Raw genomic sequence first — 21,257 nt, 5'->3', positions numbered from 1 at the left:
TAGGATAAGAAGTGATTCGAAAAAACTTAATCACTGATTAACACAGCTTTAATGAAAGACACGTTTATTTAGGGTCATGCATTATTCCTTTAACCAAAACGCTAAAACGCTTGAGCACAACAATTTAATTTCCTATCTTACTATTTAAATCAAACCCTAAATCATTATGAAAATCAATCCCTTAAAAGTCCAGCTCATCCTGGCCGCAGCCATTTCTTTTACCGCCTGTAAAAAACAGAACTCCGAAAATGCGCCAATGGGCATCAGATCCGAAAAATCAGTCATGGCCCTTCCCACTGTAACCAGCTTTACCATGAACAACTGGATGGGTGCTTTGTCAGACACGATGAGCCTTGCCCAGCTTTCCATTCCGGGTACGCATGATTCAGGTGCAAGGACTGAACCCATTTCCGGAACAGCAAAAACACAGAACTTAAGCATTGCAGAACAGCTGAATGCTGGTGTAAGGTACCTGGACATCCGCTGCAGACATATCGGCAACAGCTTCACCATTCACCATGGCGCGATCTATCAGAACTTAAACTTTGATGATGTCCTGAATGCCTGCATCAGTTTTCTGAACAGCAATCCCAGCGAAACGATCATCATGAGCGTAAAAGAAGAACATACCCCTACTGATAATACCCGCAGTTTTGAACAAACCTTTGATGCGTATGTGGCGCAGAATGCTTCAAAATGGGACTTAGGAAATGGCATTTCTACTTTAGGATCTGTACGTGGAAAGATCAAACTTCTGAGAAGATTCAGCACAGGCAATACCAAAGGAATCGATGCCACCAATTGGGCAGACAATACCACCTTTGAGATCAACAATCCTGCTGCGGGTTTAAAGATTCAGGATTACTATAAGGTAGAGGACCTGAATGCAAAATGGACAACGGTGGAAAGCCTTTTAAATGAAGCAAAAAACAGCACGGTTAAAAAGCTATATGTGAATTACGGCAGTGGTTATAAACCAGGGATCTTCGGAATTCCGAACATCAATACCGTAGCCAATTCCATTAACCCTAAGATCAATACTTATTTCAGTGGCGCTGCTCATGGAAGATATGGAATCATCCCATTGGATTTCATTGACGCCACCAGAAGTCAGTTGATCGTAAATACCAATTTCTAAAAAGACCTGAAATACAAAAGGCCGACAAATCTGTCGGCTTTTCTATAGTTAACGCTTTTATCTTTGCTCTTCGCTGCTCGTTAATATAGGTTAAGAAAAGCCCTTAATCTGCGATAAATTGCTGTTCTGATAATTTAAAGGGCTTAAACCTGTCATTTCCTTGAAGTGACGGTGGAATCCGGCAAGACTGGAAAAGCCACTTTCATAGCTCACCTGTTTCACACTTAAATCCCCTCTTCTTAAAAGCTGACAAGCATATTTCAGACGTGTTTCTATCAGGAAGCGCATATAGGTGCGCCCCGTCTCCGTTTTAAAATACCGGTAAAAGGAATTCGGACTGATATTGGCAATCCTGGCCATGTCTTCAATTTCTATCTTTCGCTGAAAATTGGCCATGATATAGTCGCAGATCGCACGAATGGGTTTGTTTCCAGCTCCCGGCATTGCATTCGGAGTCATTGCAGTGCATATCAGATTTTCATCAGTATACAGGTTCCCGATATAGATCAATACATCCATCAATAACAAGATTCTGGCAGCTCCTTTTACATGAACAATGCGGTGCATCAAATAGCCGATATACCGGTTCGTACTATCCTGCAAAAAAACACCTCTTTTAGATTTTTCAAATAAGGTTCTCAGCACTGCATTTTCAGGTAAAAAGAGAAATTCCGAGCCCCAGAAGTTCTCTGCAAAATGAATCACAAAGAGCTCTACCCCAGGACTGGTACGCTCACTAAGGTAGGTTGCGTCAAACTGATGCCGGTGAACCAAACCAGGGCCAATCAACAAGACATCCCCTTCTGCAAACCGCTGTTCTTCCTCTCCGAGGATCCAACGGCCTTTTCCCCGCTTTACATATACCAGTTCAGATTCAAGATGGTAATGTAAAAAATTATTAATGTTCGGAGAACGGTCGAATCGCACATGGAATGAGCTTCCTAAATTATCCGCCGATTTGATTAATTGTGGTTTCATTCTGAATGAGAAATTAAAATATTTGGTTTGCAGGTAACAAAGCCATTACACAGCTTCTAAAGAACAGACCCCATTCTCCTTCAAATTGCCTACAGGAAATAAAAATAGTCTTCTCTTTCTACAAAGCATACCAGATAAGTATACTTTCTATACAAAAGCATATACATTATTTACATAATCACTACAGTCCATAGCGGGAATATGCGCTTTAAGTATATTGAATCCATTAACTAAATTTATTCATCCCATTTATGAAAACAAACCTATTATTCAAATCAGGGACCATCACCCTGGCTGTGATGATGGTCTTCACGACGATCATCAGCTGCAAAAAAAACAGGAACAATGCTGAGGTACCTACAGAAACAGGATCAGTTTTAACCAAAGAAGAACAGCTCGGCATTGCCAAAGCTGGTTTTTCGCCAACAGGAGCTTTCAAAGCAGATGGCGGATACATTGTGGAAGGAGACATCTTCCTGAAGCCTTCAGATCTGATTACTCAGGCAGCCCTGATTAAAGAACTGCAATCTGGCAAGCCAGTTACGGAGCAGTACAAAACCACCTTCCAGGTCACCGGATTACCAAGAGTCCTCAAAATAAAAGTGAGTGCAGGCGCGGCCCAGAAAGTATTTACAGACGCCACCACAGAAGCCATTAAAAGGTATAATGACCTTAGCCTGAAGTTAACCCTGACTTTACTTGATTCGGCCTCAGCGACGACCGAAGACATCCTGATCAAAGGAGAAACTTTTAGCGATCCCAGAGTTTTAGGACAATCGGCCGGTTTTCCGGATGCCAATGGAAATCCTGCAACACCGATTAAACTCAGCAATACCCATTACAATAAAGACTTTACCAATAATAATCTACTGGCAACGGTTGTTGCCCACGAAATCGGACATGCGATTGGTTTCAGACATACGGATTACGCAGACCGGACCTATAGCTGTGGTTTAACGCCATGGGAAGCTTTTTTAAGGCAACTAGGCATCAGTGTGGGTAATGAAGGCGATGGCGGAGTTGGTGCCATTCATATTCCGGGAACACCAGTAGGTGGAGAACCAGGTTCATGGATGCTGGCTTGTTCTGATGGAACGAATCGTCCTTTCACTGCCAGTGATGTTGTAGCCATCAAAGCTTTATATCCAAAAACAAATTAATTCATCTGCATCGGTTGATGCATTTTATAAAGAAGGAGTTGCCCCTGTTCATCCGGTCTACCCATGGAAGAGCTTGCGGCAACTCCTTTTTAATGGTGCTCCATGTATCAGGTCAACTGCCGGCTCCGGCAAGTTTAAAAGATGAAAATTCTAAAAGAATAGATAGAGAAATCCAAAGACATCGTACTTTAGTATGAGCAAAACGAAAACATGAAATTATTAGGACTTATTGGCGGAACCAGCTGGGTATCAACAGTAGAGTATTATACCCTCATCAATCAGGGAATTAACGAAAAACTGGGAGGATTAAACTTCTCCGAGTGTATGATCTATTCTTTCAATTTCGCAGACATCAAGAAGAATATCGATGCCGGCGACTGGGACACCATTTTCCAAATGTTTTTAAAGGCCTGCAATGCTTTAACCGCCTCAGGAGCGGAAGCCATTGTTTTATGTGCCGCTACTGCACACAACATCGCAGACAGGCTGCAAAAAGAAACCCATTTGCCCATCCTCCACCTGGCTACCGCAACAGCGGTTGAAATCCAACGACAAGGTTTAAAAAAGGTGGCATTATTGGGAACCCGGTTCACGATGGAATTTGATTTCTTCAAAACAAAACTCGCCGGTCATGGCATTGAAACGCTGATCCCAAATGCCGAAGACCGGGCTTATATTCATGCTTCGATTTTTGACGAAATGGCCCAGGGCATTTTTAAAGCGGAAACAAAAGCCGGTTATTTGTCCATTATCCAGAGATTGATCAATGAAGGTGCAGAAGGCATTATACTCGGTTGTACAGAAATTCCTTTACTGCTGAAACCGGAAGATATCCCTGTCCCTTCATTTGACACGGTACAATTGCACACCAGAGCAGCCATAGATTTTTCCCTTTCTTAAATGAACACGATCCAACATTTCTACCGGTATTATCTGGCCTGTATTTTACTTCCTTTATTGCTTGTGGCCTGTAGTCCAAAAATCAGCAGGGATTCCATACTTCGGGTGGGCACCACCGGTGATTATCCACCCCTGACCAGCCTGGACACCCTGACCGGTAAGTTTAGCGGGGAAGACATCAATATGGCATTGGCACTCGCCAAACATCTGGGTAAAAAAGCGGTGTTCGTAAAAACAACCTGGAAAACGCTGAGCGAAGACCTGCTGGCCAACAAGTTTGACCTGGCGATGGGTGGGATTTCCATCAATGCAGCCAGAGCAAAAACATTTAATTTCTCCTCCCCGCTCCTGCTGGACCGGAAAGTGGCGGTTTTTCGTTTATCGGATCAATCCAGATTCCGGGATTTCAAATCTATAGACCAGCCAGACGTCAGGGTGATTGAAAACATTGGAGGAACCAATGAAGCGTTTGCCCGATTGCACATCCGACAGGCAAACCTGCAGGTGATTGCCGACAATCAGCAGGTTTTTAAAGCCTTGTTGAATAAAACTGCGGATGTCATGTTTACGGATGAGACAGAGGCAAAATATCAGCAAACAAAACACCCGGAACTTTCCTGGCTCCGACTGGACGAAAACATCAGTCCTCCCTATGCAAAGGCCATTATGTATGCCAAAAAAGATACCCTTTTGCTGCAGAAAGTAAATCGTTGGTTAAAAGTCAAGCCAAAGGTTACTGAAGGTACTCCATATAGAAAATAGCAGGTCGCTGATCAAATCAGCACATGGGGCTATTCAATTTCAACAATTGATCAGCCCCATGTTCAGTTTGGCCTGGTTCGAAGCTTACCTGTCGCAATTACAATTGCCTCTTTCGTCGCAATATCCACTCCCCAGACCGTCGTTCCCTCTGCAGGACAAATCGCAGGCGCGCTCGCCTTCAGTCCAGCAAATTTTAGGCTCAGTACCGCCCATTACGTTTTTCATTTCGGCGCGATTCAGTTTTCTTAGATTTAATGATTTTTCCATTGTTTTAAGTTTAAATTCGGTTTTGTTTTGATTAGAAAACAAGCTACGAATTAATTACATTAAAAGAAAAAACAACAATCATTCTTTACTATTTCTTATGTTAGAGAAAAATAACCATCGATATGTTTTTTCAATTTAAGGAACAACTGCCGCAGCTTGCAAAGTATTGGGATGCCTTTATGGCGATGCATCAACGTATTGAAGTGCCTGCAAAAACCATTCTTTTGGCGGAAGGCGAGGTTTCAAAGAAATCTTTCCTGATCGAGAAAGGCTGTTTGAGGGTTTGGTTTAACAACAATGGTAAAGATACCACCTTCCAGTTTTTCTTTGAAAACGAGGGGCTCTCCTCTCTGGAAAGTTTCCGGAAAAACATCCCAGGCATGTTTAGCATTGAAACAATAGAACCTTGTGTCCTTCATGTGCTTCAAAAGAAGGATTTCAACCGGATGATGGAGGAACTGGAGCAGCAGCCTGCAGTACTCAGGGAAATGATGAATGTGATGATGGAAAGGCAGCTGCACTACATGAAGGAATTCCTATCTTTCATCAGACATAGCCCCCAGGAGCGTTATTTAAACCTGCTCAGGGAGAAACCAAAGTTGATTCAGCGGGTTCCACAACATTATATCGCTTCTTATCTCGGAATTACCTCTGTTCATTTGAGCAGGATTAAGAACAAAATCCTTAAAGAAAAGCGGGTTTGATTTGATAACATATGTTATCGTCCATCCTGCTTATTGCCGCTACTTTTGTTAAAAAAGAATAGGAACCCAACCAAAGGTTCCGCCTCACTATTAAAAACAAATAAATGAAAGCAGCAATATTATACGCCCTTGGCGAAACCCCAAAATATGGAGAATTTAACACCCCAATTCCTCAAAATCCAGATCAGTTATTGATCAGCATTAAAGCAGCCTCGGTAAAAAATCTTGACAAAAGCATCGCCAGTGGCGCACATTATTCCAGCAATACAGGTTCATTTCAACCGATAGTGGTTGGCATAGACGGTGTTGGTGTATTGGAAGACGGCAGCAGGGTTTATGCCCCAGGTCTTCAGGGCATGATGTCAGAAAAAGCCTTGATTGATAAAAACCGGTTCGTCCGATTACCCGATCATCTCGATGAGGTGACCGCAGCAGCATTACCCAATGCAGTTCTTGGGGCAGCAGCAGGGTTGCGCTACCGTGCAGAAGTTAAACCCGGAGATACGGTATTGATCAATGGTGCAACAGGTGTTACCGGCAGGATTGCTGTGCAGATTGCAAAACACTATGGTGCCAAAAGAGTGATTGCTACCGGTAGAAACGCAGCCTCCCTGGAAAGCCTTAAAGCCCTTGGCGTTGATCAGGTCATCTCCTTAAAAGGGACTGATGATGAAATCCTTCAGGCCATCAGAGAAATCCACCTGCATACTCCCATTGATTCGATGATTGATTATCTATGGGGCCATCCGGCCGAACTGATCCTTCAGGCTTTAGGCGGAAAAGGGAAATTCACACATCCCCTGCGTTTTGTTACCGTTGGAGGAATGGCTGGCGACCAGATCCGGTTGTCGTCGGGAATACTGAGAAGTGCTGACATCACCTTGATTGGTTCGGGAATCGGGAGCTTATCGGAAGGATTGATGCAACAACTCTTCAAAGAGGTCTTACCGGAAATGTTCCTGCTCGCTGCCGATGGAAAGTTAAAAATTGATACGGTCACCGCTCCGCTTGAAGAGGTCGAAAGCGCATGGAACGAGGACATCGATTCGGGAAAAAGATTGGTGATCCTGATGTAGACACCAGGCCTAAAGTCACGGGCATGCCGCCGATAAAGGAAAATGAAGGAATATGTGCCCGGCCGGGATGGAGAAAATGGCGAAGAAATCTGGCTTTCCTTCGCCAAAATCACTTAATCAATAGACAAAATGATAAACTAAACTAAGCTGTAAAATGCGTTCTTTGAAATGACCAATAATAAATTTCAAAGAAAATCAGATGTCTACCCTGGAAGCAAAGATGAAGATCGATCTTAATGACCAGCAGTCATTATGGATCGGGTTGAGGGCAGGAGAAGAACCTGCACTTTTCAACTTATATAAGCAACTCTACAATCCCCTGTTCAATTATGCTTTTATCCTTTTTAAGGAAAGGGAAAATGTGGAGGATGCCATTAATCAGATGTTTCTGGAACTCTGGGAAAACAGGCTGAGTCTTAAACCCGTGAGCAATGTAAAAAGCTATCTGTTTACTTATCTGCGGCGGAAGATCAGCAGGGAAAAAGCGGTCATCAACAGAGCGGTCCTTCCAACAGTGGAAACCTTTGAACGATCCATCATGGATTACATCATTGAATTACAGGTGGAAGAAGAACTTAGGGACAGTATATTTAAAGCCATCAACAAATTAACAGGGCGACAAAAGCAACTGATCATGCTCCGGTTCTATGAGGACCTGGAGTATACTGAGATTTCAGAAAAAACGGGCCTGGCGACACAAACCGTTTACAACAACATCCACCAGGCGATCAAAATTTTAAGGACCGATTTAAAAATTCCAATGTACATCCTGATCTGGCTCCTCAAAAGATAAAGAACCAGGCCCCTCAAAAGAGCAGAAATCTGGTTCATAGAAAGACAGGAAAGAGGATCAGGATGACTCCCGGCCCGCTCTCCTGTCTTTTTCTTTTAAGCGGATCCCGCTAAGGATCAACCAGTAAAAAATCCTTCTTTGCGACCCTGAAAGTATCCGTAGATAAGGCTTCCGGAAGATAAAGGCCCTGAAAGGCAATTGAACTTCCTTTTTTCACCCTTTTGACCACTGATTTTTGTTCCGTAGATTTAACCAGGAGCCTGCGGTCTATACCATCAACATCGGTATAGGTCAGCGCTGTGGCTACATTTCCCCGCTCTGCACTGCCCCAGTTGATGAGGACAGAATCTGGGTTAACCGACGTGGAAACAATATTTCTGTTTAGAATTGAATTCTGGTAATTGTTACCATAAGCACTTCCGGCAATGGTTAAGCCTACAGATTTATTCCCGATCTGGTCTTCGGTAAATACGTTAAATAAATAAGAACCTTCGGCCATCGGATCCAGAAGCCCTTCATACATACCCGTAGCTGAAGCGGGCAAAATAAACTCTTTTGTGTTTTTACCGGCATTCCAGTGAATGATGGTTTTAACCGCTGTTTTATTCGGCGGGAGGATCCAGGTCAGCCTGATCCGTTCTTTGCCTCCGATCACCTTTAGGGAATCTACACGGGTTGCGTAAATGAGCTCCCCATTTTTCACGTATGCTGCAATGGGATCTCCCATTTTGGAACAGCCCGCCAATGTAACGGCCAATAACAATATGATGATATATTTCATGATGCGTAATTCTTAATTGATTTATAACTCAGGTTGTCCCCAGAATTGTAGTTCCATAATGTGTATAAAGTCGGTATTAGACCAGTTTTGAAGCATTTTAAGACGGATATACCTGACCGGTGGATTATTGATATCGAAATTAAACTCTTCTCCTGCCTGCGCATACTTGATGTCTTCAGATGAATTCTGCCCATTGGGAAGTCCGGAAGGCTTCAAAGATTCATATTCACCCAGTTTAATCCAATTCGTCCAGCTTCCATCTGAAGGAGGATCATTGGATCCCCAAAGTTCAAACTTCCGGACATTGCCATGGTTAAATTCATAGTAATTTTCTCCACGCTGATATTCTTTAAAGCGGCTCAATTTCGCTTTGGTTCCAAGATCAAAGGTGAACCAAAGCGGCAGTCCCAGCCCGGGATTGGTATGAAAACCAGTTCCACCGGTAGAATTGTTCCATAGATTTTCCATCACCCAGCCATAACCATCCCCCCTATCGGTGGGGAGCTGCACTTTGTTGAATTTCGTACGGTCGAGCCTGATTTCCAGAATGGGTGTAATCTCTTTAAACAAGGTATCAGACAAGTTGCCAAAACGGTCCCTGATATAAGCGCCTACCCGTATCGGTTTCGGCTCATATCCTCTGATGCTAAAATTCCCTAGTTTTGCTTTCGTATAATAAGTATCAATCGCAGCCATCTCCCCATTTTTATCCGGCATAATCACCACAATGGCAATATCCGATTCGTTTTTGTTTGTAAAGGCGACATTCATTCCTCCGAAATCATCTTTCAAAACCAGTTCCTTAAAAGCCTCTGTAAAAGGAGGACTTAATGGATTTACCGTAACCGTTACGGCATCCGACAGGTTCTCTCCTTTATCCACGGCATACAGCTTCACCTCATAAGCTTTGGTCTGCCCGAAACCATCCACAATCAGGGAATCATTACTGTAAGAAGCTTTTATTTCTCTCTTTACCCCCGGCCGGATTTCGTATTCTGCCTTGATGTAAGACAGGTCATTGTCTGCAGGAATTTTATAGGTAATCTTTGCCGCGCCATTTTTATTCGTTACGACCACACCGGTCACCACCCCCGGCTTCTGCCCGTCCTTAAACAAGGGTTTATTCAAGCCGTTGTCTTCCTTACAACCATACATCATGGCGAATAAAAGCACAGGAACCATTAATTTATATATTTTCATAATGCTGTTTTTCTAATGTCTACCAACCAATATTTTGAGCCAGATTTCTGTTGACCGTGATGTTACCTTCCTTGATCGGCCAGAAATAATCTTTCAGGGCAAAGGCCTGCACATACAATGTTTTCTGGCGGTAATACCCTTCTGCAGTTTCCTGCTCCAGGTCCCATCCTTTTACCGGTCCATTAAGCACTGCGGGCGCCTCCTTCCAACGGCGAAGGTCCCAGAAACGGCTTCCTTCAAATGCCATTTCGATCAACCTTTCCTGATGAATAATTTCCCTTAACCCATCTTTTGATCCTGGTTTTGCAGGATTTGTTGAAAATGCTGCCCAGGATTCTACCACTCCTTTTAATCCCGCCCTGTTCCTCACCTTATCCAGGTACTGGTAGGCTTCCTGTCCCGGCCCTCTGACTTCGTTCGCGGCTTCAGCATGCATCAGGTAAAGGTCGGCAAGGCGAACAATTGGCCATGGATAATCCAGGACCCTATAATCCGAACCATCGTTAATGACATTTAAATAGCTGACCAGCTTTTTGGGCCAGTATCCCGTTACGGAATAGAGCTGCGCTCCTTTTCTTGAGGCTGTCCCGCCCGCCCGTGCTTCTATAGGCCATACATCGCTTCCGTCTTTAAATTTCCCCAGACCATACCAGATTCCTCCGTCAAAGCCCATATCGGCATAAAAACGGGATTCTCTGTTGAAATGCAATTCTATGGTCTGGTAACCTGGTTTGATATAAAATTTTTCATTTTCCGTACCTGTTCTCAGATTTAAGCGGTTGGCATAATTCCAGGTTTTATCTTCTGTAATCGGGACGCCATTGCGGGTATAAAACAGCTCTGCAATCTTAATCGGCGGAGCAAGAATAGACTGTACCGTTTCATTCAGGAATTTTGAGGGGTCTAACCTCGCCTGGGCTTTTCTTTGCAGATCGTAGGTACGACTGTTGGAAGCCCCCCAAATCTGTTCCGTATTCCACCTTTCCGTCACGGCATTCTGAATGCTCAGCGTTCTTAACGTTTCCGGAGAAAGTGCGCCGGTAGTTGCGTTAGGGATAAATTCATATAGCTTAACGCCTGCGCTTTCTGCTACAGAAATCGCTTCGTTGCAGGCCAATAAAGCACGTTCCCATTTTTTCTGATCTGGAGCCGGATTAAAAAGTACAGTTCCATCCGGACTCTGCAAGCTGGAGAAATCAGGATTCCCATTAAAAAGAGGGCTGGCCACGAGCACCAGCATCCTTGCTTTAATCGCCAGAGCAATCGGTTTGGTGATCCGTCCAAGATCTGTGGTCGGCTTATCTAATATGTTGGGTAAATCTGTTGCCGCTTCATCCAGCAATCCGGCAAGGTAATCTGCACATTTATCGATGGGCTGCCGGAATACCTTGACCTCTTCAGGCGAAGCCGAAACGGGCATATTTTTATCAATGATGGGAATTGGTCCATACATCCTCAGGAGGTAAAAATGATAATAGGCTTTTAAAAATTTCACTTCTGCCCTCCATTTTTTCTTCTCAAAATCACTCATATCCAGTACAGAATTGATGTTTTCAAGAAAGATATTGCAGTCTCTGATCCCTCTGAACAAAGGCTGTCCCAGATTCTCTCCATCCCAAAAGTTAAGATAAGGACTGGTGACGCCCTGCTCCCCTTTTGCAATGCGCCAGGCCGTAGGGTCAATATTTTTAATGTTGTCAAAAAACCAGTATTCATCGCCCGCAAGCATGGCCGGATTTTCACTGGGAGAACCTTCTCTTGGCAGGTAAGAATAACAGGTAAACAGAAATTTCTCTGCCTGCGACCTCATAGAAAATGCGCTGCCGATAGTGGCGATATTATCAGGAACAACATCCAGGTATTTCTTACAGGAATTCAGCGTAGAAAGTACGATGATCAGGATTAGTATATTTAGTTTCTTCATTTCTTTATTTGTTAAAAGGTCACATTAACACCAAAATTGAATACCCGTTGAACCGGATAATTGAAGGCATTACCGCCCAGCTCGGGATCCCAGAGGGTGAATTTGCTAAACGTGAGCAAATTGCTGCCATTGGCATAAATCCTTAGCTTTTGAATGTAGAATTTGCTCGTCATTTTGGTAGGAAAGGTATAGCCCAATTCTACCTGTTTTAACCTGAGCAAAGCGCCATTACGCATAAACCAGGTACTCGTCTGACTGTTATTCGCAATATTATTGGTCGATAAGCGTGGCCATAAGGCATATAAATTTCGGTTGTCTTCAGACCAATGGCTGTTTGCATAAGCAGATAATAAAGCCCGGCTATCGTTAATAAAAGGAGAAGTATCTCCATTTCTGGCCAGATCACCATCTGTCTGATAATTGGTAATCCAGAAAGAAGTACGGCCCAGGCCATTAAAGAAACTTGAAAAATCAAAGCCTTTATACCCAACCGAGAAACCGAATCCATAGACAATCTCCGGAGAAGTTGGGAAACCAAGACCAATTCTATCGGCGGGTGTGATTTGTCCGTCGCCATTCAAATCACGGTATTTGATGTCGCCGGGTAAATAAGTTCCGAAAGTCTGCACCGGAGAATTTTTAATGTCTGCTTCGTCTATAAATAAGCGTTCCGCAATGTATCCTTCCTGCTGATTTAAAGGACGCCCCACTAAGGTACGGTAGGCTTCTGCATACTCCGGCTCTTCGACCTTCAGGTAGCTGTTGGTGGCATAGGTAAAGTTTGCAGTTGCACTCACAAAAAAGGAATTATCAAAGCTTTTGGTATAATTGACAGAGGATTCAAATGCTTTGGACCTTGCCTCACCAACATTTGCCCGGACTCCCGCAGATAAACCCATGGTAGTCGGAATAAAGGCCCTGTTCATCAGGATGCTTTCCCGTTTATCGGTTGAATAATCCGCAGTGATGTTAAAATCTTTGATCTGCAGATCGAAACCGAGATTGAGCCTCCTTGCGGTTTCCCAGGTGATGTTCCTGTTGTCGTACCTGTTTACCGATACACCGGGCCGGTAATATTCAAAATTTTGTCCGAAGGTAGCCCCTCTATCTCCATTATTCAGGTTAACATCAGAAAGGTAAAAGAAACGGTCGCTCTGATCGCCGATGGCGTCATTTCCGATTAAACCGTAGGTCGCACGCAGTTTAAAGCTGGAAACGATCTTCTTTAGTCCGCTCCAGAAAGCTTCATTGGAGATGTTCCAGGCAATTCCTGCCGATGGAAAAAAGCCAAAGCGTTTATCTTCAGAAAAGCGCTCCGATCCATTGTAACCAAAGTTCAGCTCTGCCGTATACCGGCTGTTATAGCCATAAGAGAAACGCCCGGAAAAGCCTACATTCCGGAAAGGAAGGGAAGCTTGTAAGGAACCGGAATTGGCAGCAATGCTATTGCGCAGGATGCCAACCAACATGCCGCTGATGGCATGTTTACCTCCAAAAACCTCATCATAATTCAGTGCTGTTTCCATATAGGAAGAGGTAGAAATCTCTTTGGAACCTTCCCTGTAATCCAGGGTTTCAGTTCCGCTGGATTCGTTGAGTACATTTAAGACATATTCATTCGTCGATTTATCGTAATTGCTTAAATTATAATAGAAGGGATTATAAGTTCTCTGCACATCGAAGTAAGACCTTCTTTGTGTACTGGCCATCAAACGCGCTTTTAATCCGGGGAAAAGGAAACCAGACAGGTCTTGTTTAATTTCTATCTGTGCCAGCATCAATGACCTGGAAGAATCTTTATACCCTTTAACCATATCTGCATAGGGGTTTAGAAAACCACCGGTTTCCGAATTCCCGAAAAGGATATGCTGGGTATGCTGGTTGGCTGCATCGGGTGCATAATAAGGAAGGAACAAGACAGGATTGGTATTCATAATTTTCTTATACACCCCTGTTCCCCCATCAACAGGTCCGGTATAGTCATCGAAATTTCCATAAAGCCTTACCGCCATCTGGGTGGTTGGGGTAATGTTGACATCCACATTGGAGCGCAGGGAGTAAGAGCTCAGTTTGATGTTATTATTGAAATTATTACGGTTGTCGACCTTCATAATCCCGTTGTCTTTATTCATCGTTCCGGTTACAAAATAGCTGGCTACTTTTCCTCCACCCGTGATGCTTAAATTGCTTCTTTGGTTCTGCGTGGTTTTCATCAACAGGAGGTCCATCCAGTCTGTGGCAGGATAAACGATCGGGTTAATTCCCGCAGCCGTGGCATCAATTTTATTCTGCGAATAGAGTAATTTCCCTAAGGGATCTCTGGTAGAGATCGCCTCATTATGGAGGCGCATAAAAGTAATGGGATCTGCAAGATCTATATTTTGAGTGGGCTGTGACAAGGAATAATTATGTTCAAGATTAATTTTCGCTTTCCCATCATACCCCCTTTTGGTCGTCACGAGGATAATCCCGTTTGCTCCCCTCGCACCATAAACAGCTGCAGAGGTCGCATCTTTAAGGACAGAAAAACTGGCAATATCATTGGGCTGCAAGCGAGCGAGGTCCGTTGCGGTCAATTCCAATCCGTCAATTAAAATCAGGGGTTCTTTTTTATAGCCGAAAGTTGCCGCACCGCGGATAAAGAACTCTGCATTGTCCTGTCCTGGTTCTCCACTGCGCTGGTAGGCAATCATCCCGGCCACACGTCCGGATAAGGCAGTGGTGAGGTTGCTGGAAGGAACCTTTAGTTCAGAGGGTTTAATCGTCGTAATCGCACCGACCACACTCTCCTTTTTCTGGGTTCCAAATGCGACTACCTGAACCTCATCGAGTGTAGAGTTGTCTTCTCTCAATGACACATTTACAATGGGCTGATTGGCCGGTTTCTCTACGGAAATATAACCCACCATTTTGAAAACGAGAATTGAATTTGCCGGTACTTTAATAGAGTAACGCCCATTGACATCTGTACTTGTCCCTACGCCGAGCTTAGTTTTTACATAAACGGAAACTCCCGGAAGCGGTCTTTGCAGGCTGTCCATTACTACGCCCTGAATCAGCGTATCTGCTTTTACTTTCTGCACAGGAATGGCTTTTTTCTCTGGTTCCAGATCGAAATCTTTCCGGGGCAGGACCGCAACAAGGTTCTTTGAAATGTTGAAATTAAGTCCTGATTTGGTGCTCAGTTCTTTTAACAGCTGAATGATGTTTCTTTCTTTCTCTGCCATCGTAATCGGGACTACCTTTTTCATATCCTCCCGGCTATACGAAAACCGTAAATCGGAAATCCGCTCAATTTTGGAGAAGACCTCCAGAATGGGTTCTTTATTAAAGCCGATGGAAAAGACCTCCTTTTTTTTCAAGCCCGTTGCCTGTGCTGTGGAGGTCGTCAGGATTGAGGGACCGGTCAGCAACAAGAGTAACAGTAAAAAGGAGAAAAAATCGTCCGCATGAAGTAGCTGCTTTTTTCTCATAGAATTAGAATGATTTGGTTGGTTTATATTTAGTTAATTAGGTTTATGGAGAATTATGGCAATGGTTCGAAAATAATGTGCTGTTCCTCATCAATCCTCCAGCTCAGGTGGTTGATATAGGCAATGGAACTCAGGATATTGGAAAGCGGCTGACCGGAATAATCACCAGTAATTTTCTTCAATTCGCCATGACAACGACTGATATCGATTTCTGCGCCATAGCAGATCTCCAGCTTATCGATCACATTGATCGTATTGCTGTCGTTGAAATACAGCTTCTGCTCCAGCAGTTCGTTCAGTTCCTGTTTGCTTACCGTTCTTTTCTCGGCAGCGCTGGTTTTATTGTTGACCAGCATCATCGTTCCAGGCTCCAGAATTTCGGCCTGCTGAATTCCGGGCGGTTGTACTTTTACGTTACCGTTGACCAGGATGACAGCCGATTGCAGGGCGTTTTTAAAATCCCGGACATAGAAAGCCGTTCCCAATGCAGTCGTCGTGGTATGCTTACTATAAGCGATGAAAGGTTTGTCTTTCTGAGGGAAGATTTTAAAATACACCTGCCCGTAAACGGCAACTTCCCTGAAATCATCATTGTAATCATCAGAGATGAGCAATTTCGCGCCGGGATAAATAATCGCTTCCGTACCATCCGCCAGGGTAATACTTTTTTGGCTTCCCTTCCCTGCTTCAACAGATCTTCCTGCTAAATTCTCATAAGTACTTTGCGGCCGCGTTCTGGTTTTAAAAAGAATAATGGCCGTACTGAATACAAGGAACAAGGAAGCGGCAATTCCTATCCACAAGTATGGAGGGCCTTTTTTAGCCTTTTCCTGCTGTACTTTTCTAAACAATGCGATGAAGTTAAGCTGCTTCGCTTCGATGAGCTCTTCCGGCATTTTCCCTTCCAGCAACCATATACATGTCTTTGCTTTTTCAAAGGTTTTCTGCTCCTGAGGATGATCCAGGAGCTGTTGCCGCCATTTGTCGGGAACCTGCGTACCTTCCGTTAAACAGTAATCTATAAATTCAGTATCGTTCAGTAATTCTTCAATCGTAAGTTCAGGCTGTTTCATTAAATCATGTCGTTGGTATTTTATAGTGCAGAAATGGGCTTTGTTCTACTCGTTTTTTTTGATAAAAAATACAAACAACTGATAATGAGTGAATTTATTTTCAAAATATATCAGTAAAGCAGATCTTACCATACCTCAAGATCAGTGTGATTTATCTTCCTTACGTTTGTATGTACCGGATGTTCGAGCATAAATATTTAGGAAGCACATCAGGGAAAATATAATTTTCAAAAAAAGACAGCAATTAAAACGAGGTTTGATATGGAATTAGGAATAGACAGTTTTGCAGCGAAGTTTAATATAGATGGGCCGGATGCCCCGACTGACGCAACAGCTATTGCGCAGTTACTGGAAAGGATTGAATATGCCGATCAATCGGGAATTGATGTTTTCGGAATCGGGGAACACCACAGGCGTGAGTTTCTGGATTCAGCACCCAGTAATATTCTTGCTGCCGCAGCCGGCAGAACAAAAAACATCAGGTTAACCAGTGCGGTAACGGTTTTGAGTGCCGCTGATCCGGTTCGCGCCTTTCAGGATTTTGCAACCCTGGATCTGATTTCTCAAGGTCGTGCGGAGATGGTCGTTGGCCGTGGTTCATTTACGGATGCTTTCCCATTATTTGGATATAAACTTCAGGATTACGATCAGCTGTTTACCGAAAAACTCGATTTGTTACTACAGATCCGTGACCATGAAAAAGTAACCTGGTCGGGTCAGTTTCGCCCGGCTTTAGTGAATCAGTCGATCTATCCAAGACCGGTTCAGGAGAAATTGCCGATCTGGCTTGGTGTTGGTGGTACGCCACAATCTTTTGCCCGTGCAGGAATGCTTGGATTGCCATTGATGGTAGCGATTATTGGCGGCCAGACACACCAGTTCCGCCCTCTGGTAGATTTATACCGTAAAGCAGGAAAAGAAGCAGGCTTTTCAGAAGATCAGCTGAAAGTGGGTATCCACTCCCTTGGATATGTGGCCGAAGGAAGTCAGCAAGCAGAGGATGAGTTCTATCCCGGATATGCTAAATCCATGACCAATATTGGTAAGGAACGCGGATGGCCACCAATGACCAGGGATCGTTTTGAATCTCAGTTGGGTCCTCAGGGCGCACTTTTAGTGGGTAGTCCCGAAGAAATAGCTGCAAAAATCCTTAGGCATTCGGAAGCACTCGGCGGTGTATCGAGGTTTACTTTCCAAATGGATACCGGGAATTTATCCCATGAGCAACAACTAAAATCCATCAATCTGATTGGTACAGCGGTAGCACCACTGTTAAAAAAATAATCAAGAGGGCGCAGTTCGCTTAGATAAAGGGGCCGGGCCGGAATTTTTCTGCCTGGCCCTGTTTTTTGGCAGCTTTCCTTTTTGTTTAACTACTTTTCTGTTTTGCAGGGTATCGGCCTTGATCTGCAGTGCAGGCAGGGTTTCTTCCTGATCTTTGCTTTCGATTTCCGGAATTTCCGGTTGAACCGCGTCGAATGCACCTGCATATACGCTGTCTGAAACCTGGGTTCCTTCGGCGTTGACAAAGGAAATATAGACTTCCATATGTTCCTCTTTATAGTCCTGATCAAAATAGAGCAGGTCTTTTCCTTCGATGCGCTTTGAACCACTTGGATGATAACTCACCAGGCCCAGCTCAGGAAAAGAAACCAGTAACATTGTACGGTCATGCCTGCGCTGACTCGAAATATCCGAGGTATCCCATGTAAATGCGATTCCATGCTCCGTTTTTTCAATCTGAACTTGTTTCGCAGCAGGAAGTTCCCCTTTACTCAGCAGTACTTTACTGTAATCGATACTGATGTCTGGATAGGCTCCCTGAAGGGCATTCATTTTGTTATAAGAAACAGCCTCATTATAGGCATTTCTATTGGTTCCGGCTGCTTCGAACCGAAAGCCCAGCTGGATAAAAGGAAGTGCTGGTTGTAAAAAATGGTTCACCACGGTCATTTTTTCACAATTCGCCCTCCTTGCCGGCGTTAAAGGTTTACTGCTCTTGCCGATCTTTCTCATGATGTTCTCTCCATTGAGCACATAAGCGACCAGATTTCCGACCCGTCCATGGAGCATTCCGAACGGACCACCTACTAATTTTCCCATTTATTTGTTTTTAAATTCTTTAATAAAAATTATTCTACTCAATATACGGAATAAGTTTCATATGCGATTAATTTGCGCTTTCTTTCTTTTCAGCTATGATTGGGAGATAAAAGAGGGTTTAAAGGTCCGTTGGACCAATGAAGGATCAATCAACCCCCTATGATAGATCAAGTATTGTTCAATTGAAAGTAAGCGGAAATAAAGCGCAGATACAACGCAGTTCTTAAAACCTTTTTCCATGCTTTTAAGCAAGCTTTAATTTTGTTTAATCTGTGCATACGACTATATTTGAGCTCCAACGCATAGGTTGTTGTTAAATTAATTCCCGATATGGAGCTTCTTGAATCTATTAAACTCGTTGATACCAGTTCTCTTGTCGATCGTGTAGAGGCCAATTTAGTTCAGCTGCTACAAGTAAAAAAACTGAAAATCGGCGACAGTATTCCGACAGAAATGGAACTCTGTACTTCCCTGGGTGTGAGCCGGACGGTAGTAAGAGAAGCCCTTTTACGATTGAGGATGATGGGATTAATTGAATCTAAAAAAAAGCGGGGAATGATCATCACCAGCCCCGATCTGTTTGGAATCCTCAGAAAAAGCATGAACCCTCACATCCTGGATGAGGAGACGTTAAAGGAAATTTTTGAAATCCGCCTGGTCTTAGAAATTGGAATGGCTGATTTCTTATTTAACCGCATCACTGCCGATGACATTAAAGATTTGAAAGAAATCATTGAAAAACAACCCGAAACACCAAAAGACTATATTTTTGAAATAGAACATGAGATCACTTTTCATGGAAAATTATATGAGATCGCAGGGAATAAAACCTTAAAGAACTTCCAGAAAATGCTGTTGCCCATCTTTGATTACGTACACAATAGCGGTCTGCTCAAAGAATCGGTGAACATTTCTAAGTTTGTATCTCATAAAGGCCTGGTCGACATTCTGGAAAATGGTTCTCCTGAATTGTTCAGGAATGCCATGCGGAACCATCTGGAAACTCATTTCCAGCGATTGTTCTAAATTAGCATTCCAGCTCCATCCTCAGCTTCAGTTGGGTTCAGGCATTCTTCCTATTTTTTTAGGGTGATGCGGCTACTGATAAATTTCCCCAAACGCTCATATCCGTTCTCATTTGGATGTAAACCATCGCTAAACAATGATTCATCAATCTGTTGATTTGATTTTAAAAAGAGTGTTCCTGCATCTGCATATGGAACTCCTTTCTTCTTAGCCATCAGTGCGATTTTTTTATTGAGATTTGAAACCCGGAGTTCCATCCCCCGGCGCGGCAGGATTCCCATGCACAATATCCCCGATCCAGCTTGTCTGGAACGGATGGCCTGCAACAGAAAATCCAGTCCTGCCACCATCTCCTCGTCGGTATTGACTTCCAGGTTATTGGTCCCAATCATCAGCACGATCTGCCGGGCAGAAAAACCATCCAATTCTCCATGGTAAATCCGCCATAAGACATTTTCAATGCGGTCCCAGCCGAAGCCCATATTGACGGTCTTAGGCCCACCGAAATAGGTTGACCATGATTTTTTCCCCCTTGCAACAGGTCCTTCGGGCATCCCTCCCCAGAAATGGGTAATAGAATTTCCGATGAGCACCATTTCCGGATGCTGTGTGGCAGCATATTTCAGTACTTCACGATGACGGGTCTCCCAATCATAGGTAGCGGCATCCCTTCTTTGTGTGCGTGGGATCATCGTGGAGTTTGCCCCTTCTGCTTCTTCAAAAATGGCTTTGATTTTCCTTTCGTAAGCATTTGCATAATTCATCATGCCCAGATCATTCGGATGCACCCCATCCACCATACTCTCTATATCCTGTCCGGTTTCCGCTTTTGAAAGCAGGTAAATCTTCTTTACTCCTGCTTTTTTCAGGGAATCAACTGTCAAATTCAGCAGCATGTTCACCCTTTCATATTCCGTTTTCTTCATTGGCTGCATGGCTGCTTCCGAATATCCATCATGTTCCGTTAAGAGAATAGGGATTCCGGGTCTTTTGAGCTGAATGCTTGCTACGGCATTCGCAATTCTCTTCCTGAACGTGGCATCAGTCATCTTATTACCGGTCATATTTGGCAGACAATCCAGTACATATAACCTGGCATCGATCTGTGTGATATAATCCAGTACTTCAGGTTCCAGCATCCCATTTCCCGAAAAACCAAGATTGACCAGCTGCCGGTCCAGCTTCCTTCCTAAAATGGAAGTCCAGGCCATCCCCGGGCGCGACGCACATGCTCCCTGAGCGATGGAAGTCCCGTAAACCACAATTGGTTGCTCCGGATTTACCGGCAATGCCTTAAAATCGCTCGCTTCCGGCACTTCAATCTCGAGCCAACTGACGCTGTTGTATAAAGGTAGGTACAAGGTATACTCCCTGTCTTTCAGGTGCTGGTCATTCCCGGAAATCTGGTTAAACCGATAGCTAATGGTATCACCGAAGGAAAATTTTCCCGCACACCAAAGCCATTTTCCATTCAGGTCTTTGGCATACAAATCTACCCCACTTACGCCTGTAGCAGGCATATGAGGCATCTGAAGCGCGCCTTTAACTGCAAATTTAACGACAATATTTTCTGCGTTTGTTCTGAACCTTAAAGTTAATCCTGCACTGTTTTCCGCCAAATTCCAGACTGCTTTCCTGACCTGCTTTTCCGCACTGGCCGGCAATCGGTCGTAATCACTTTTAAAGCCCTTAGACCAGCCCCTTCCCTGGATCACATTCAGCGTGTCGTTTACCGGATTCCATGATTTGAAGCCAATGTTGCTTTGTGCCACACAAAACCCGCCCGGGATTATGGACAGAATGCCGGAGATCATCGTCAGGGTCAGGATCAAAAAGTATCTTTTCATTTTTCAGGAATTATAGCGAACAAGGTTTACTAAGATAAAAGAAAGATTCCAC

Annotated in this window: 18 protein-coding genes; 9 read left to right on the top strand and 9 right to left on the bottom strand. The window is 43.8% G+C overall.

What is annotated here, in order from left to right; genetic code table 11:
* Positions 1–166 precede the first annotated feature (166 nt).
* Positions 167–1,138, top strand: a complete 972-nt coding sequence (locus AAFF35_RS07615; protein ID WP_342331829.1) for a phosphatidylinositol-specific phospholipase C — start codon at positions 167–169, stop codon at positions 1,136–1,138.
* 90 nt (positions 1,139–1,228) lie between these two features.
* On the opposite strand, the gene AAFF35_RS07610 is transcribed toward AAFF35_RS07615, so the two are convergent.
* Entirely contained in the window at positions 1,229–2,116 is an 888-nt protein-coding gene (locus AAFF35_RS07610) for an AraC family transcriptional regulator (RefSeq protein WP_342331828.1), read from the bottom strand.
* Positions 2,117–2,367: 251 nt separating this feature from the next.
* Between AAFF35_RS07610 and AAFF35_RS07605 the strand changes: the two genes are divergently transcribed.
* From AAFF35_RS07605 to AAFF35_RS07595, 3 genes are all read left to right on the top strand, one after another.
* A complete protein-coding gene (locus tag AAFF35_RS07605) occupies positions 2,368–3,276 on the top strand; it encodes a M57 family metalloprotease (protein ID WP_342331827.1) in 909 nt (302 codons plus the stop codon).
* Between the two features lie 210 nt (positions 3,277–3,486).
* Positions 3,487–4,176, top strand: a complete 690-nt coding sequence (locus AAFF35_RS07600; RefSeq protein ID WP_342331826.1) for an aspartate/glutamate racemase family protein — start codon at positions 3,487–3,489, stop codon at positions 4,174–4,176.
* A complete protein-coding gene (locus AAFF35_RS07595; RefSeq protein ID WP_342331825.1) occupies positions 4,177–4,938 on the top strand; it encodes a transporter substrate-binding domain-containing protein in 762 nt (253 codons plus the stop codon). It abuts the gene before it with no gap.
* 84 nt (positions 4,939–5,022) lie between these two features.
* Here AAFF35_RS07595 and AAFF35_RS07590 read toward each other — a convergent pair whose 3' ends face one another.
* A complete protein-coding gene (locus AAFF35_RS07590) occupies positions 5,023–5,163 on the bottom strand; it encodes a hypothetical protein (protein WP_342331824.1) in 141 nt (46 codons plus the stop codon).
* Between the two features lie 164 nt (positions 5,164–5,327).
* Between AAFF35_RS07590 and AAFF35_RS07585 the strand changes: the two genes are divergently transcribed.
* The 3 genes from AAFF35_RS07585 to AAFF35_RS07575 all read left to right on the top strand — a co-directional run bounded on the left by AAFF35_RS07585 (position 5,328) and on the right by AAFF35_RS07575 (position 7,778).
* The gene (locus tag AAFF35_RS07585) at positions 5,328–5,909 is read left to right on the top strand and encodes a Crp/Fnr family transcriptional regulator (protein ID WP_342331823.1); all 582 of its coding nucleotides are present in this window, start codon (positions 5,328–5,330) and stop codon (positions 5,907–5,909) included.
* Between the two features lie 104 nt (positions 5,910–6,013).
* Positions 6,014–6,985, top strand: coding sequence for a zinc-binding dehydrogenase (locus AAFF35_RS07580; protein ID WP_342331822.1), 972 nt, complete (start codon positions 6,014–6,016; stop codon positions 6,983–6,985).
* A gap of 199 nt (positions 6,986–7,184) precedes the next feature.
* Entirely contained in the window at positions 7,185–7,778 is a 594-nt protein-coding gene (locus AAFF35_RS07575; RefSeq protein WP_342331821.1) for a sigma-70 family RNA polymerase sigma factor, read from the top strand.
* A gap of 109 nt (positions 7,779–7,887) precedes the next feature.
* Here the strand turns inward: AAFF35_RS07575 and AAFF35_RS07570 are convergent, their stop codons facing one another.
* Genes AAFF35_RS07570 through AAFF35_RS07550 form a run of 5 tightly spaced genes read right to left on the bottom strand, consistent with a single transcriptional unit; the run spans position 7,888 to position 16,229 of the window.
* Complete coding sequence (locus AAFF35_RS07570; protein ID WP_342331820.1) at positions 7,888–8,559, bottom strand: DUF4998 domain-containing protein; 672 nt, start codon at positions 8,557–8,559, stop codon at positions 7,888–7,890.
* Positions 8,560–8,580: 21 nt separating this feature from the next.
* Positions 8,581–9,759 carry a DUF5000 domain-containing lipoprotein gene (locus AAFF35_RS07565; RefSeq protein WP_342331819.1) on the bottom strand — a complete coding sequence of 393 codons (1,179 nt, stop codon included), beginning with the start codon at positions 9,757–9,759 and terminating at the stop codon, positions 8,581–8,583.
* A gap of 19 nt (positions 9,760–9,778) precedes the next feature.
* Positions 9,779–11,683 (bottom strand): RagB/SusD family nutrient uptake outer membrane protein, encoded by a 1,905-nt coding sequence (locus AAFF35_RS07560; RefSeq protein WP_342331818.1) that lies wholly within the window; start codon positions 11,681–11,683, stop codon positions 9,779–9,781.
* A gap of 11 nt (positions 11,684–11,694) precedes the next feature.
* On the bottom strand, positions 11,695–15,156 hold the full coding sequence (locus AAFF35_RS07555; protein WP_342331817.1) for a TonB-dependent receptor: 3,462 nt from the start codon (positions 15,154–15,156) through the stop codon (positions 11,695–11,697).
* A 53-nt stretch (positions 15,157–15,209) separates the two neighbouring features.
* Complete coding sequence (locus AAFF35_RS07550; protein ID WP_342331816.1) at positions 15,210–16,229, bottom strand: FecR family protein; 1,020 nt, start codon at positions 16,227–16,229, stop codon at positions 15,210–15,212.
* Positions 16,230–16,490: 261 nt separating this feature from the next.
* On the opposite strand from AAFF35_RS07550, the gene AAFF35_RS07545 reads away from it, so the two are divergent.
* Entirely contained in the window at positions 16,491–17,513 is a 1,023-nt protein-coding gene (locus AAFF35_RS07545) for an LLM class flavin-dependent oxidoreductase (protein WP_342331815.1), read from the top strand.
* Here the strand turns inward: AAFF35_RS07545 and AAFF35_RS07540 are convergent, their stop codons facing one another.
* Entirely contained in the window at positions 17,514–18,332 is an 819-nt protein-coding gene (locus AAFF35_RS07540; protein WP_342331814.1) for a DUF6266 family protein, read from the bottom strand.
* A 330-nt stretch (positions 18,333–18,662) separates the two neighbouring features.
* Here AAFF35_RS07540 and AAFF35_RS07535 point away from each other — a divergent pair, with 330 nt between their 5' ends.
* Complete coding sequence (locus tag AAFF35_RS07535) at positions 18,663–19,358, top strand: FCD domain-containing protein (protein WP_342331812.1); 696 nt, start codon at positions 18,663–18,665, stop codon at positions 19,356–19,358.
* 50 nt (positions 19,359–19,408) lie between these two features.
* On the opposite strand, the gene AAFF35_RS07530 is transcribed toward AAFF35_RS07535, so the two are convergent.
* Positions 19,409–21,205 carry an SGNH/GDSL hydrolase family protein gene (locus AAFF35_RS07530; RefSeq protein ID WP_342331811.1) on the bottom strand — a complete coding sequence of 599 codons (1,797 nt, stop codon included), beginning with the start codon at positions 21,203–21,205 and terminating at the stop codon, positions 19,409–19,411.
* Positions 21,206–21,257 lie beyond the last annotated feature (52 nt).

The organism is Pedobacter sp. FW305-3-2-15-E-R2A2 (assembly GCF_038446955.1).
GTDB lineage: Bacteria > Bacteroidota > Bacteroidia > Sphingobacteriales > Sphingobacteriaceae > Pedobacter.
This window is presented reverse-complemented; position numbering and strand designations above follow the sequence as displayed.

Bases quoted from the DNA above. Each gene is read 5' to 3' on its own strand.
- AAFF35_RS07615 (WP_342331829.1), top strand. From the start codon at position 167: ATGAAAATCAATCCCTTAAAAGTCCAGCTCATCCTGGCCGCAGCCATT.
- AAFF35_RS07610 (WP_342331828.1), bottom strand. From the start codon at position 2,116: ATGAAACCACAATTAATCAAATCGGCGGATAATTTAGGAAGCTCATTC.
- AAFF35_RS07605 (WP_342331827.1), top strand. From the start codon at position 2,368: ATGAAAACAAACCTATTATTCAAATCAGGGACCATCACCCTGGCTGTG.
- AAFF35_RS07600 (WP_342331826.1), top strand. From the start codon at position 3,487: ATGAAATTATTAGGACTTATTGGCGGAACCAGCTGGGTATCAACAGTA.
- AAFF35_RS07595 (WP_342331825.1), top strand. From the start codon at position 4,177: ATGAACACGATCCAACATTTCTACCGGTATTATCTGGCCTGTATTTTA.
- AAFF35_RS07590 (WP_342331824.1), bottom strand. From the start codon at position 5,163: ATGAAAAACGTAATGGGCGGTACTGAGCCTAAAATTTGCTGGACTGAA.
- AAFF35_RS07585 (WP_342331823.1), top strand. From the start codon at position 5,328: ATGTTTTTTCAATTTAAGGAACAACTGCCGCAGCTTGCAAAGTATTGG.
- AAFF35_RS07580 (WP_342331822.1), top strand. From the start codon at position 6,014: ATGAAAGCAGCAATATTATACGCCCTTGGCGAAACCCCAAAATATGGA.
- AAFF35_RS07575 (WP_342331821.1), top strand. From the start codon at position 7,185: ATGTCTACCCTGGAAGCAAAGATGAAGATCGATCTTAATGACCAGCAG.
- AAFF35_RS07570 (WP_342331820.1), bottom strand. From the start codon at position 8,559: ATGAAATATATCATCATATTGTTATTGGCCGTTACATTGGCGGGCTGT.
- AAFF35_RS07565 (WP_342331819.1), bottom strand. From the start codon at position 9,759: ATGAAAATATATAAATTAATGGTTCCTGTGCTTTTATTCGCCATGATG.
- AAFF35_RS07560 (WP_342331818.1), bottom strand. From the start codon at position 11,683: ATGAAGAAACTAAATATACTAATCCTGATCATCGTACTTTCTACGCTG.
- AAFF35_RS07555 (WP_342331817.1), bottom strand. From the start codon at position 15,156: ATGAGAAAAAAGCAGCTACTTCATGCGGACGATTTTTTCTCCTTTTTA.
- AAFF35_RS07550 (WP_342331816.1), bottom strand. From the start codon at position 16,229: ATGAAACAGCCTGAACTTACGATTGAAGAATTACTGAACGATACTGAA.
- AAFF35_RS07545 (WP_342331815.1), top strand. From the start codon at position 16,491: ATGGAATTAGGAATAGACAGTTTTGCAGCGAAGTTTAATATAGATGGG.
- AAFF35_RS07540 (WP_342331814.1), bottom strand. From the start codon at position 18,332: ATGGGAAAATTAGTAGGTGGTCCGTTCGGAATGCTCCATGGACGGGTC.
- AAFF35_RS07535 (WP_342331812.1), top strand. From the start codon at position 18,663: ATGGAGCTTCTTGAATCTATTAAACTCGTTGATACCAGTTCTCTTGTC.
- AAFF35_RS07530 (WP_342331811.1), bottom strand. From the start codon at position 21,205: ATGAAAAGATACTTTTTGATCCTGACCCTGACGATGATCTCCGGCATT.